Here is a 12783-nt window from a genome sequence, read left to right on the forward strand (position 1 = left end):
GCGGTTGGAACCGGCGCTGTCGCCGGGTGGCGCCATCGCACCGGGTGCGCGCCGGGGCGGGACCACTATCGCTTTGGAATCGTTGAGACATCCGGGCGCACAACGGTTCTGGGGGAAGTCGGGCGGAGAACTGCGGGAGCACGGGCGGCGCATTCCCGCACCCCTAAGAGCTTGATCTCTCAAAGGACCCGCGCTGCGTTTGCTGTGCGTTGGCATCTGCGACCGCAGCGGCGCGACACCGACGGCGCCCACGGCGCCGGGCACCGTCCGGCCGCCACCGTTGTCCCGTTCGCTCGACCGCGCCAGGTCGGCGCCATTGCCCTCGGCTGGGTTATCGACCGGCTGACTCCACACTTGGTGTTGGGCAGCGCCTACGCCCCTTCGGCCGCCTTCATCGCGGTGGTGGCGTTCGGGGCCTCCAACCTGTGGGTTCTCATGCCGGCCACCTTCCTCGCCGGCTTCGGCGTGGTCGGCACGCAGATCGTCCTATGCGGGCACGACATACGTCCGTATGCTGTTGTTCGCGTGCGGTCTGAACGGCCCGGCGGTCCGGGCCAGGACAGTGGACCATGTCGATCGTTCGGCGCCTTCTGCTTCTTCTCCTGGCCTTGACCCCGCTCGTCGGCTTCGAGGGCTACACGCATGTCAGCCTGTGGGGCGAACGCGAAGCCGAGATCACCCAAGAGGCGCTCCGGCTGCTCGACCTGATCCAGACCGAGCAGCAGCGCATCATCGACGACATTCACCATATCCTGGCAACCCTGGCCGAGACCGGCGGCGCGGAGATCGCCGGGCCGGCGTGCGCGACCACCATGGACCGCCTGCGGCCGCAGTACCCGGCCTACCTGACCATTGCCGTGGCGGACCGGACCGGCGTTGTCCGGTGCGCCACCGAGCCGCGGGCCATCGGCGCCAACATCGCGGCGCGGCCGCACGTCCAGCGCGCCCTGGCGACCGGGCAATTCGCCGTGGGCGAGTACGACTTCGCCCGCAGCGTGGGCCACCACGTCCTGCCGTTTGCCATGCCCTTCCGCAACCCGGACGGCACGCCCGGCGGGGTGATCGCGGCTCTGCTCGACCTCGACTGGCTCAAGCAGTACCAAGCCCGCAAGCCCCTGCCGCCGAACTCCGCCGTGGTGCTGACCGACCGCTCCGGCACGGTCATCCTGCGCGTGCCGGAGGTACCCTCTCTGGTCGGCACCCTCCTGCCCGAGCGCTTTCGCGCCTACCTGGGGGGTGATCACCCCGGCACGGCCTTGATCGACGGCGTCGATCATGTTGCGCGGGTCTTCGCCTACTCCCCGTCCAGGGCGAACGACGGCGGCCTCGCCTTGGCGGTCGGCATCGACCGCGCGGCGGCGCTGCGCACCGTCGACCGCGCCGCGATGCGGTCCTGGGCGCTGTTCGCCAGCGTTCTGGCCCTGTCGCTGATCGGCGCGGCCTGGGGCATCGGCCGGTTTTCCAGAGCGGTGCAAACCGAGCGGACGCTGCTGAAGGCGGTGCTCAAGCACCTGCCCTCGGGCGTCGTGGTGGCGGAGGCTCCATCGGGCCGCGTGCTGCTGCACAACGCCGCCGCCGCTCGGCTCATCGGGCGGTCGCTGGACAAGGTCGAGTGCGTTGCGGAGTACCCCCTGGCCGACAAGCGCCATCCCGACGGCACTCCCTACCGGCTCGACGAGCTTCCGCTGGTTCGCGCCTTGCGCCACGGCGAGGTCGTCGAGCAAGAGGAAATCCTCCGCCAAGCCGCCAACGGCGCCGTGCGGACGTATGTCACCGACGCGGCGCCGGTGCGCGACCGCGACGGCCGGATCACGCTGGCCATCACCGCGCTGACCGACATCACCGAACGCAAGGCCACCGAAGCGGCCCTGCGCCGCAGCGAGGAGCGCTTCCGCACCCTGGTCGAGCACACCCCGGTGATGATGTGGATCAACCGCCCGGACGGCACGCTGGAGTTCTTCAACGCCGCCTGGCGGGCCTACACCGGCCTTGCGCCCGACGAAAGCAGCCTCTGGGTACCCATTCTCCCAAACGACCAGGCACACATGAAGGAGGTCCGGGCGCGCGCGATTGCTGCGGGTGAAGCCTATGGGTTCGACACGCGCATGCGGCGGCACGACGGCGCCTTCCGCTGGCACACCTGCCGGGTTCATCCGCTGCACCAGAACGGGACGCTCATCGCGTGGGTGGGCACGGCGGTCGACGTTCACGAGAGCCGCCTGGCGCGCGAGGTGGCCGAGCAGGCGAACCGTTCAAAGAGCCGCTTCCTTGCCGCGGCCAGCCACGACCTGCGCCAGCCCCTGCAGTCGATGGTCTTCTTCGCCGAGGCGCTGCGCAGCCACGTGCACTCGCCGCGCGGACGCGACGCTCTGGCCATGCTGGAGCGCGGCATGGACACGCTGAAGGGCCTGCTCGACAGTCTGCTCGACGTCTCCCGCCTCGACTCCGGGGTGATCGAGCCCAGCATCGCGAACGTCGCGATCAAGCCCCTGCTCGACGACATCGGGGCCGCGTACGCCCCGGTTGCGGCGGCCAAGGGCCTGGAGTTCCGGGTCAAGAACACGTGCGACTGTGTGGTGCGCAGCGACCGCAACCTGCTTGGGCGCATGGTCCGCAACCTGGTCGAGAACGCCATCCGCTACACCGAGCGCGGGGCCATCCTTTTGGAATGCCGCGCCGAAGACGGGCATGTCGGGATTGCCGTCCGCGACACCGGCATCGGGATTCCGCCTGACCAGCTCACCCAGATCTTCGAGGAGTTCCATCAAGTCGGCAACCCCGAGCGGGACCGCAGCCAGGGCTTGGGGCTTGGCCTGTCCATCGTCCAGAAGCTTTCCGTATTGCTGGAGCACCCAGTGGAGGTTCGGTCAGAACTTGGCAAGGGCTCCGTCTTCCGCATCTCCGTGCCGTCCGGCTCGGCCGAGCCCATCTCGGTCGCACCGGCCCAGACCAAGCCGGACGGGCACGGCCGCTTGGCCGTCCTGATTGACGACGACGCCATCGTGCTGATGGGACTGCGGTCGATCTTCCAGGATTGGGGCTTCGAGACGATCATCGCGGCGTCGACGGAGCAGGCGCTGGACCGCTTGCAGGCTTCCGGGCGGCGGCCGGACATCGTGGTGGCCGACTACCGGCTGCGCGCGCACCGGGTCGGGACCGAAGCAATTGTCCGAATCCGCGAGCAGGTCGGCACGCCGGTTCCGGCCGTGCTGCTGACCGGGGATTCGGGGCCGGAGGTCCGGCACGACGCTGAGCGCCATGGCATCGGCTTGATCTTCAAGCCGGTCACCGCGCGCCTGTTGCACGAAGCCCTGTGTCAGTGAGGCGTTGCCCCACCAAATCCCTTCCAGTTCGCTCCTGACCCGTGGCGGGGTGGCGACCCTATCCAGTTTGAGCCTTTCCATGGTCTCTGACGAACATCCATTGAGGGCCTGGCAAATTGGTTCTCTGACCAATGGAGCGTGGCAGTCCGTCCCCGTCAAGCGGACTTATTCACAGCCGTCCACCTCATTTTCTTGACTCCCGCTCCCGTCGCGCGAATGCAGCGACTTTCGAAGAGAATAACTCGGAGGCCAAGAATCTGCTTGGTTTCCGATTCTTTAATTTGCGCCTAAAATTTAGGCAAAACGCGCGAACCCGTTGAGTCGGATCGGTCCCAAAGGGCTTACCCTTCGATTCGCCAACAGGGTTATCCACAGCATATGGGGATATCCGAATGGCGGAGGCCTCCATTGACGACGCCTCAAGAGCGCCACGCACGCACCCGGGCAGGAGTGCGCGTGTTTTTGCGCGTTGGGCAGCAACAAGCCACCCCCGCCGCGGCCATGCCGCCGCTATGTGTGCTTTGCGGAGAAGGTCGCATCCGCCAAAGACACCGCTATGCCGCCTGGTCGAGCAGTGCTTTGGCCTTCACCAAATCGGGCAGGTCGGCGCGCCCATCAAGCCAATCGCAAAGAGGGGCGAGCAGATCACGGGCCGCTTGGCAGTCCTCCCGCTCAATCCACAGGCGGGCGAGATCATAGTTGATGCGCAGTTCGGCAACCCGGTCCCCTTGCCGGCGCGCCTCACCCAAGGCTTCCGAAAGCCATCGCTCGGCGTCCTCCTTGGAAACGGCGGCACACAGTACGGCGCGACACGCCCGACGTCGGAGCAGCTCCGGGCGAACCCAGACCTCGCCCGTCGTCTCGGCCAAGGCCAGCGCCTGCCGCAGCAGGCCATCCGAGCGCTCGGGGTCTCCCGCGGCGAAACACGCATCGGCCACGAGCATCAGATTGAACGGCATGTTGAGTAGGAACCCGGTTTGCCGCTGCCGTTCGAACGCGTCGAAGATGCCGTCCAATCCCACCCTCTCACCGGCGCCCAGTGAGGCCCACAGGTACATCAGCTCGCCCAGGTGTCTCCACTGATGGACGTCCCGCTCAACGCAGATGGTCCGAAGCGCTGACGCCAAACGTTGAGCTGCACTGTGGTTTCCGATCATCGCCTCGAAGATCGACGAGTGCCGAAGAACAAGGGCCAGGGTCAACGTGTGATCAAGGCTCTTGGCCTCGTCCATTGCACAGGCCACCAGCCGGCGCGCGCGGTTGACCTCACCGCGCCTCAGTTGCACGCTCGCGAGATGAAGGTGTCACGGGGTAACGACGCAGTTTAGGCAAGAGCCTTGCGCTGGAGCGAAATGCCGGGAAGCCGGTGCATTTCTGGCCGGGCCTCATCGTTGCCATGGAGATGGGCAAACAGGGCCATACGGCGGTTCACCATGGCCTTGCTCTTGGAGACGATGATCGACTTGCGGCGGCAGGTTCCGACCCAATGCCGCTGGCGGCCATTGTTGCGCTCCAGGGCGACACTCTGGTCCTTGCCCTGATAATGCCGCCCGATCGGGAGAACCGTGTCGTAGACGGCGAACTGATCGGTGCAAAACAGGCGTGCGCCCCAGCGTTGCAGACGCTCGTACAGACGCCGGAAGGTGGCTTCGTCGCGCTTGCCGCATTCCCAGTCGATCAGGCGTCCTCTGTCGCGGTCGTACGCCTTCCAGATCCAGAGTTTCTGCGCCTTGCAGCCGAGATAATGCCACATCTCGTCGATCTCGATGACGTTGGCCGGCTCCGGAATCGGCTTGGAGCAATGCCGGTCCACATACTGGCAGACCCAACGCAGCACGGACTGGCCGGTCGTGCCGAGCAACTTGCCGACGGCGCGCAACGACAGCCCATGCCCGTACAGCGTCACCGCCGCTTGCTTCGTCGGCTCCGGCACCGTCGTGTCCGGCAGGCGCGTGAACTGGAAGCCGCACCTGCGGCACAACCAACGTTGTTTGCCCAGCACGTGGCCGGATTTCACCACCCGCACGCTGCCGCAGCGCGGGCACCACGGTCGTTCACCCAAATCGACCCTTCCTCGTAGAATGAGCCGATTACATGGGATGCGTCGTTATCCCGTGACACCCTCCTCAACGACATCGGCGGGCAGTGTCGACCCTGCCGCGTCCGCGGCGATCCGCGTGATGGCGTCGCGGGAAAGGCGGCTCAGGGGCAGCGGCATCACCCGCGGGTCGGCGCTCAGTGATGGCAGGTTATCCGGGCGACTGGTGAAGAGCAGGAAGACCGGTGCCTTCACCGTGCGATCCAGCGCTTGATCGAAAAGCTCAAGGGTCGTCGGGTCAAGCCAATGCGCATCTTCGATGATGACGAGCACCGGTCGCTGACGCGCCCATCCGAGAAGCTGATCAAGCAGAGCGTCGAGCGCCCGCTCCCGGCGTTTTCGGGGGGCGGCCGCGGCCCAGGCCGGATCGGCCTCGGCCATGCCGGCGGCGGTCGCAATGAGCGCTACCGTGTCGGCGTCCACCTCCACCGCCTGCCTGAGCAGAAGAGCAAGCTTCGTCAGGCGCGTCTGGGCGTCGTCGTCCGAGGCGAGACCGGCGGCGAAGCCCAGTTGCTGCCTCACGGGCCAAAGCGCCTGGTCGGTGTGGAGCGGCGATCCCTGGTAGCGCAGGCAAACATGGTCGTCCTCGTGCACGGCGTCCATGAGCGCCCGCACCATCCTGGACTTGCCAATCCCAGCCTCACCAATAAGCAGAATAGCTTGCCCCGCGCCGGCACGCGCCTGGTGCCAGCGCTGCAGAAGCAAACCGAGTTCGATCTCCCGCCCGACAAGGGGCCGAACGATTGCGGAGCGGGCGTCGAATCGACACATCCCGACCTTTTCGATGAGCAGCGTGAAGGCACTGACCGGCTCGGCCACCCCTTTCAGCCGCGTCGGGCCGAGATCCTCCACCTCGAAGAGGCCGTTCACCAGCCGGCGGGTCGGCTCGTCAATCACCACGCTCCCCGGCTTGGCCATGGCCTGCAGTCGGGCGGCCCGGTTCGGAGCCTCGCCCACCACGTGCCGCTCACGCGCTTCGCCGCAGCCGATGAGATCGCCAACCACGACCAACCCGGTCGCCAGGCCAACGCGCGCGGCCAGCGTCTCGCCTGATGGCGTCGACAGGCCGGCAACGGCGGCGGTGACGCAGAGGCCGGTGCGGACGGCCCGCTCGGCGTCGTCCTCGTACGCCCGCGGCCACCCGAAATAGGCCAAGACGCCGTCGCCCATGAACTTCGCCAAGTGGCCATCGAACCGCGCGACTGCGCCCGCCACCCGGTCCTGGTAAGCGCGGATGAGTTCACGCATCTCCTCGGGATCGAGCCGGCACGCCAGCGCCGTCGAACCGACGAGATCGACAAACATGACCGTGAGCTGACGCCGTTCCGCCTGCTCCTTAGCGACCGCAAGGGGGCGCTGAGCCGATGCCCCCAGAGGTGGCGAGCCTTCAGCATCATGAGCTCCGGCAAGAGCCGCAATCGCCATGAGAAGGCGCTTGCGATGGCCGAGCGATGCGACACCGATCTCCTGCAGATCCTCCGCGGTGAGCGTGATCAGCACTGCCTCGTCAATATCGTTATCGCGGAACGCCTGCTCGTACTGGCCGAGGCCAAGGCTGCGCAACCAGGTTTCTACGTCCACGCTCTGCCCCCCGAGCAAACGTGACGCTCAGTCGCCATACGCAGCCTAGCAATTTTCCCCCGCGCTCGCATCAAGGAAGCCCGTCGGAAGGCGCAACAGCGTCCGTTGTCCGATTTGTGAAGTTCCGAGCCGAGCCGACCACAGCTGGTACCGACGATCGCCGGCTGACCTTCCTGCAATCGAACGGAGCGTGCGGATCGACTTGACGGTTCGGCGCTTCTACTGCCGCGAAGCCAACTGCCCCAGGCGCACGTTCGCGGGGCGCTTCGGCTTGGCCGTTGCCCCCTTCGCTCGGCGAGCCCGGCGGCTGGGCCAAGCTCTGGGGCGGATCGGAACGGCTCGCGGCGGCGAAGCCGACGCACGGCTCGCTGGACACTTGGGCATGCCGGTCAGCGGCGATACCCTGCTGCGTGCGGTGCGGGCCCTGCCCCTGCCGATGCCGGCATCACCGTGTGTGGTTGGGGTGGATGAGTGGGCGCTGCGCAAGGAGCGGACCGATGGGACCATTGTCATCGACCTGGAGCGCCGCCACGTCCTCGACCGCCTCGCCGACCGCTCGACCGGCACGCTGGCGGCTTGGTTGCGCGAGCATCCGGGGATCACGGTGGTCGCGCGCGACCGCGCGAGCGAGTACGCCCGCGCCGTTTCGCTCGGTGCGGAGCACGCGACGGAGGAGGCCACTCATGGAGCATGATCAGCCGCATCGGCATGGACACGTCGAAACATGTCTTGCACCGGCATGGCGTGGATGCCGCCGAGCGGCCCGTCCTGCGCAAGGCATTGCGGCGCAAGGATACGGTGCGGTTCTTCGAACGGCTGCCCCCGACGCGGATCGGCGTCGAGGACTGCGGCGGGTCTCACCGTGGGGCCCGGCTGTTGGGCGGCTTTGGCCACGAGGTGCGGCTGATCCCGGTGCGGTTCAATATGACAATGCCCGCGCGGCGCTCTAGTGTATTGGCCAGCGCCACGGCCATTTTCGGGTAGCCAGCCATGCCGAGCCGCCGCCTCCTGTTTCTCCTGCCCTTGGCGGTTCTTCCCCTGCTCCTCTTCGAGGTCGCTACCCAGCTTGCCCTGCGCGATACGCGGGCGACGGAAGTCCGCCAGGACGCCATGCGTCTGCTCGACCTTGTCGTGTCCGAGCAGAGCCGTCTGGTCGAAGACATCCGGCACGTCCTCGGCACCGTCGTGTCGGTTGGCGCCGCTGAACTGGCGGGCCCGGATTGCCAAACGGCGTTCGAGCGAATGAGGCCGCGCCTGCCCGACTACCTCATTGTCCAATACGCCGATCGCATGGGGACCGTGCGGTGCAGCACCGACAGCCGGGCTCTGGGCGCCCATATCGGCGACCGCCTGAACGTGCAGCGGGCGCTCGCCACCGGCGCCTTTGCGATCGGAGGCTACAGCACGGTGCGCGGCATCGGTCACACCGTCCTTACCTTTGGCCTGCCCGCCATCGGTCCGGATGGGCAGGCCGATGGGGTGCTCACCGCCTTGCTCGACGTGCGCTGGCTCGAGGACTACTTAACCCGCAAGCCTCTGCCGCCGGACGCGGCGGTCGTGCTAGCGGACCGGGACGGCACCATTTTGGCCCGAACCCCAGAGATGCCGGATCTGGTCGGTCAGCCCTTGCCTCCACGGTACCGCTTCATGCTGGAAGGCACCCAGAGGGGCATCAGCGAGGTTGTCGGATTCGATGGCATCGGTCGTGTGGTCGCCTACTCGCCGGCGCGGGCCGACGTGGCCGACCTCATGGTCTGGGTCGGCCTAAGCAAGGCGCACGCCATGCTCCCGGTCGAGCGGACCATGTGGCGCACCCTGGCGGGGTTCGCCGGGCTGTTCGCCTTGGCGGTCCTCGTCACCGTCTGGGTCGTGAGGCACATGGCCCGGCTGCGCGAGCAGTCCGGCCGGACGGCCGTGAAAATGGCCAGGATATTGGAGAGCACGAACGATGCCGTGCTGGAGGTGGACCGTGGCTGGCGGGTCACCTTCCTCAACGAACGCGCGAAGGCGATCTTTGCTGGGCGCGGCGATTTGAAAGGCCAGAGGTTCTGGGATGTGTACTCGGAACTGGTCGGCACCGGAGCCTGGTCATGCTGCCACCAGGCCATGGACGCCAACGCCCCCTGCGAGTTCGAGATCGCGGGGCCGCTCTCAGGGCGCTGGTTCGCCGCTCGGGCGTTTCCATCCAAGGATGGTTTGGTCGTCTTCTTCCAAGATGTCACCGCACGCAAGCAGGCCGAACAGGAACGCGAGCGGCTGGCCGGGGAATTGGAGAAAGAGCGGACACTGTTCCAGACCGTGCTCACCCACTTGCCTTCGGGGGTGTTCGCGGTGGCCGCACCGGATGGACGTCTGCTGCTGCACAACCCTGCCGCCGAACGCGCCATTGGTCATCCCGTTTACAGCGCTCAGACCGTTGACGACTACACTGCGTACGGTGCCGTTCATTCGGACGGTACACCGTACCGGTCGGACGAGTACCCGCTGGCCCGCGCGCTGCTGTATGGCGAGACGGAAGCTCAGGGGGAAATGCGCTACCGCCGCGGCGATGGGACCATCGCCACCTTCGCCATCAGCGCCGCGCCCGTGCGCGATGCGAACGGACAGATCATCATGGCGGTCGCCATCTTCCATGACATCACCGAGCGCAAGCGCATGGAAGAGGCGCTGCGCCAGAGCGAGGAGCGCCTGAGCCTCGCCCTTGCCTCGGCCCGAGCCGGGACTTTCGACTGGGATCTGCGCTCGGGACGGGTGATGTGGTCAGAGGAGAGTCATCGCATCTTCGGGTTCAATCCCGACCACGATGAGGGCATCTTCGAGCAGTGGCTGGATCTCGTGCAGCCAGAGGACCGTGAGCGATTGCGGGCTCAGATGTCCGCCGACTTTGCCGAGCACCGGACGGATTTCCAGTCCGAGTACCGCATTGTGCAGCCGGACGGTCGCGTGCGCTGGGTGATGGGCAGAGGGCGGATCACTTACGGCGAGGACGGCGCTCCGGTGCGGGCGGTCGGCCTCGACATCGACATCACCGAGCGCAAGCAGCTGGAGGAGGCCCTGGTCCACAGCCAGGATCGCTTGAAGGACGCCTTGCTGGCCGCACGGGCTGGGTCCTGGGAGTTGGACCTGCGAACGGGTGAGATGTTCTGGTCCGAGGAGAACAACGCGCTTTTCGGCCTGCCCGCAGGCACCATCGCCTCCGGGTACAATGTCTGGCTGAATGCCGTCCTCCCCGAGGATCGGGAGCAGGCGGACCAAGCTGTTCAGAACGCGTTGGCCACGGGTGAGGAACGGTTTCAGGTCGAGTTCCGCATCCGGCATCCCGAGGACGGGGTGCGCTGGCTGAACGGGTTGGGCCGCGCCCATTTCAGTGCCGATGGCCGCCCGGTGCGCCTCAGTGGCCTGAACGTCGACATCACCGAACGCCGGCGCATGGAAGTAGCGCTGCGCGCCACCAAGGACGAGGCGGAGCGGGCGAGCCTGGCCAAGTCGAAGTTCCTGGCGGCGGCCAGCCATGACCTGCGCCAACCCTTGCAGGCGCTGTTCCTGTTCGCCGCCGCCCTGCACAACCATGTGACGACCGAACGCGGTCAGAAGGCTCTCGACACCCTGGAACGCAATCTGGAAACCCTGCGGGGATTGCTGGACAGCCTGCTCGACGTTTCCCGCCTCGACGCCGACGTGATCCGGCCGACCATCGAGGATTTTCCCCTCGCCCCGGTGCTCGACGACATCGGCGCCTCCTTCGCCCCGGTTGCCAGCGGCCGGGGTCTGGACTTCCAGGTGGCTGTCGCACAGACCGTTGTGGTGCGCAGTGACCGCCACCTGCTCGGCCGCATGATCCGCAACCTAGTCGAGAATGCGATCAAATACACCGAACACGGTGCCGTCCGCCTGGAATGCCGCGTCGCCGATGGCCTTGTCCGGATCGCGGTTCACGACACCGGCATCGGCATCCCGCCCGATCAGCGGGAGTTGATCTTCGTGGAGTTCCATCAGGTCGGCAACCCGGGGCGCGACCGAACCCAAGGGCTCGGCCTGGGGCTGGCGATCGTGCAGCGGCTGTCCAAACTCCTCGGCCACCCGGTGGCCGTCCGGTCCACGCCGGGGCGGGGTTCGGTGTTCACCGTCGACGTTCCACTGGGCGAGGCGGAGGCGGTGCGCGCGCCGGAGCCATTCGCGGTGGTTCAGCCGGACGGTGCCGGGCGTCTGGCGGTGCTGATCGACGACGACGCCGATGTGCTCGTCGGCTTGCAGGCCATGTTCCGGGATTGGGGGTATGACACCGTAACCGGCAACTCAGCGGTGCAGGCCTTGGAGCGCCTCCGCGCCGATGGCCGACCGCCGGCGGTCATCGTAAGCGACTACCGGCTGGGGGAGAACCGAACCGGCCTGGAGGCGGTGCGCCTCATCCGCAACGAGGCCGGTCGGGCGGTGCCGGGGGTGATCCTGACGGGCGAGACCGCAGCCAGCCTGCACGCCACAGCCGCCGAGCGCGACGTGGGGATCGTCATCAAGCCGGTTGCCCCTCGTCAGCTTTATGAAGTCCTGAAGTGTCTCCTCGGCGAAGCAGCCTGAACGCCAGCCCTGCAAGCTTGATCCGGAGGGCAAAATCAAGCCCGTTCCGCGAAGTATAGGGGGAAGCTCAGGCCACACGGTTGCCGGGGGCGCTCGCCACCAGCCGACGGGCGAGCGGGGCGTCGGGGTGGCGCAGCGTCTGTCCCGGATCGTCCATGGTCCAGCAGGCCAGCCCTTCCAGCGTCTGGACGCAGGCCACGGCGGCGTCCCGCGACAGGAAGTCGCGCGGCAGATGATGTCCGGTCGGCAGGTGGGTGATGATCCAGACCGGCGTGCCGTCCTCGGCGGTGCGCGGGTCGATGCCGAAGGCCCCACGGACCTCCCCGGTGATCGGGATGACGATGATTTGGCTCGGCGCGGTGCGCTCTGCGGCGACGGCCTCGTAGGTCGCGGGTGTCCAATCCGGTTTGCTGATCAGATCGCGGTTGCGCATGTCTGGCCTGGAGTGAGGTCGTTGCCCTGCTTGGAGATTCCACCGAGCCGCCGTCGTGAGGACATCGCCCTTGGTTCCATGTTGGTCAGGCGAATCTTACCGCGAGGTTCCGTTCGGCGAGCGGCGCGGCGGTGGGGAGACGGGAGCCGTCCGCCACCGCAAGACGCTGCGCACCGCAAACCGGGCATTGTCGTTGTCCTCGATGGCAAAATAGCGACGCAGTTCGACCACGGCTGCCCACTCGCCGCCGTCCTCGTAGGCGCGACTGATCGCCGCGCGTTCCTCCTCGCTCACCGTGAACATACCAAACCCTTCTTCGCAACTTTGGAATTGGCCGTTGTAAGGGCCTCCACCATAGGCCGGTCGCCTTCGCTCTTCGGCACAGGCAACTCACGTGCGCATCTGGTCGGCCCGCTCACCGGGCACGTCGAGATCGCCGCACAGGACCGTCATAACTGGACTTCATCTCTTTGTCGCGGTCATCGGCGTCATTGGCGTGTCGGTGTGGGCGACACGTCCGGATCACCCCCGCCGTGGGCAAAGCCGGGGGCCCCCGCGGGTCACGTCCGTCAAGGTGGTGGAAATTGGAAGGTGGTCAGGTGCGTCGTCGGTCAGGCCGCCTTTGTTGAAGGGAGCGGTGTAATGGCGGGCTCGTCGGCGGCGGCGATTCCGGCCATGGTTTCGAGTGTCAGGTAACGGTGCTGGAGCTGCCAGTCATCATTTTGCTCCAGCAAGATAGCGCCGACCCGCCGTCGAACGAGTGCCTCCGTAGG

General features: G+C 66.9%; 9 protein-coding genes and 1 pseudogene. 4 read left to right on the top strand and 6 right to left on the bottom strand.

Going from position 1 to position 12783, the window contains the following annotated elements; genetic code table 11:
• Positions 1-569: 569 nt before the first annotated feature.
• Entirely contained in the window at positions 570-3323 is a 2754-nt protein-coding gene (locus tag M2351_RS19725; protein ID WP_264657786.1) for a hybrid sensor histidine kinase/response regulator, read from the top strand.
• A gap of 554 nt (positions 3324-3877) precedes the next feature.
• Here the strand turns inward: M2351_RS19725 and M2351_RS19730 are convergent.
• The 3 genes from M2351_RS19730 to M2351_RS19740 form a co-directional block, all read right to left on the bottom strand.
• Positions 3878-4555: a hypothetical protein gene (locus M2351_RS19730; protein ID WP_264657787.1), complete on the bottom strand. Its 678-nt coding sequence runs from the start codon at positions 4553-4555 to the stop codon at positions 3878-3880.
• Positions 4556-4647: 92 nt separating this feature from the next.
• The gene (locus M2351_RS19735) at positions 4648-5385 is read right to left on the bottom strand and encodes an IS1 family transposase (protein ID WP_264654917.1); all 738 of its coding nucleotides are present in this window, start codon (positions 5383-5385) and stop codon (positions 4648-4650) included.
• Between the two features lie 45 nt (positions 5386-5430).
• Positions 5431-7002, bottom strand: coding sequence for an AAA family ATPase (locus M2351_RS19740; protein ID WP_264657788.1), 1572 nt, complete (start codon positions 7000-7002; stop codon positions 5431-5433).
• Between the two features lie 112 nt (positions 7003-7114).
• Between M2351_RS19740 and M2351_RS19745 the strand changes: the two genes are divergently transcribed.
• From M2351_RS19745 to M2351_RS19755, 3 genes are read left to right on the top strand one after another with little or no spacing between them, the layout of a single operon-like run.
• Entirely contained in the window at positions 7115-7696 is a 582-nt protein-coding gene (locus tag M2351_RS19745) for a transposase family protein (protein ID WP_264658092.1), read from the top strand.
• Positions 7693-7986 (top strand): hypothetical protein, encoded by a 294-nt coding sequence (locus M2351_RS19750; RefSeq protein ID WP_406567410.1) that lies wholly within the window; start codon positions 7693-7695, stop codon positions 7984-7986. Before M2351_RS19745 ends, M2351_RS19750 begins: the two co-directional genes overlap by 4 nt.
• Before the next feature lie 6 nt (positions 7987-7992).
• The gene (locus M2351_RS19755) at positions 7993-11577 is read left to right on the top strand and encodes a hybrid sensor histidine kinase/response regulator (RefSeq protein ID WP_264657789.1); all 3585 of its coding nucleotides are present in this window, start codon (positions 7993-7995) and stop codon (positions 11575-11577) included.
• A 67-nt stretch (positions 11578-11644) separates the two neighbouring features.
• Here the strand turns inward: M2351_RS19755 and M2351_RS19760 are convergent, their stop codons facing one another.
• The 3 genes and pseudogenes from M2351_RS19760 to M2351_RS45475 all read right to left on the bottom strand — a co-directional run.
• A complete protein-coding gene (locus M2351_RS19760; protein ID WP_264657790.1) occupies positions 11645-12010 on the bottom strand; it encodes a hypothetical protein in 366 nt (121 codons plus the stop codon).
• 96 nt (positions 12011-12106) lie between these two features.
• A complete protein-coding gene (locus M2351_RS19765; protein ID WP_264657791.1) occupies positions 12107-12313 on the bottom strand; it encodes a hypothetical protein in 207 nt (68 codons plus the stop codon).
• 308 nt (positions 12314-12621) lie between these two features.
• Positions 12622-12783: pseudogene (locus tag M2351_RS45475) on the bottom strand (IS256 family transposase); the annotation flags it as partial.

The organism is Azospirillum canadense, from assembly GCF_025961225.1.
Taxonomy (GTDB): domain Bacteria; phylum Pseudomonadota; class Alphaproteobacteria; order Azospirillales; family Azospirillaceae; genus Azospirillum; species Azospirillum canadense.

Coding starts and splice junctions, on each gene's coding strand:
- M2351_RS19755 (WP_264657789.1), top strand. CDS start 7,993: ATGCCGAGCCGCCGCCTCCTGTTTCTCCTGCCCTTGGCGGTTCTTCCC.
- M2351_RS19725 (WP_264657786.1), top strand. CDS start 570: ATGTCGATCGTTCGGCGCCTTCTGCTTCTTCTCCTGGCCTTGACCCCG.
- M2351_RS19760 (WP_264657790.1), bottom strand. CDS start 12,010: ATGCGCAACCGCGATCTGATCAGCAAACCGGATTGGACACCCGCGACC.
- M2351_RS19750 (WP_406567410.1), top strand. CDS start 7,693: ATGATCAGCCGCATCGGCATGGACACGTCGAAACATGTCTTGCACCGG.
- M2351_RS19730 (WP_264657787.1), bottom strand. CDS start 4,555: ATGGACGAGGCCAAGAGCCTTGATCACACGTTGACCCTGGCCCTTGTT.
- M2351_RS19765 (WP_264657791.1), bottom strand. CDS start 12,313: ATGTTCACGGTGAGCGAGGAGGAACGCGCGGCGATCAGTCGCGCCTAC.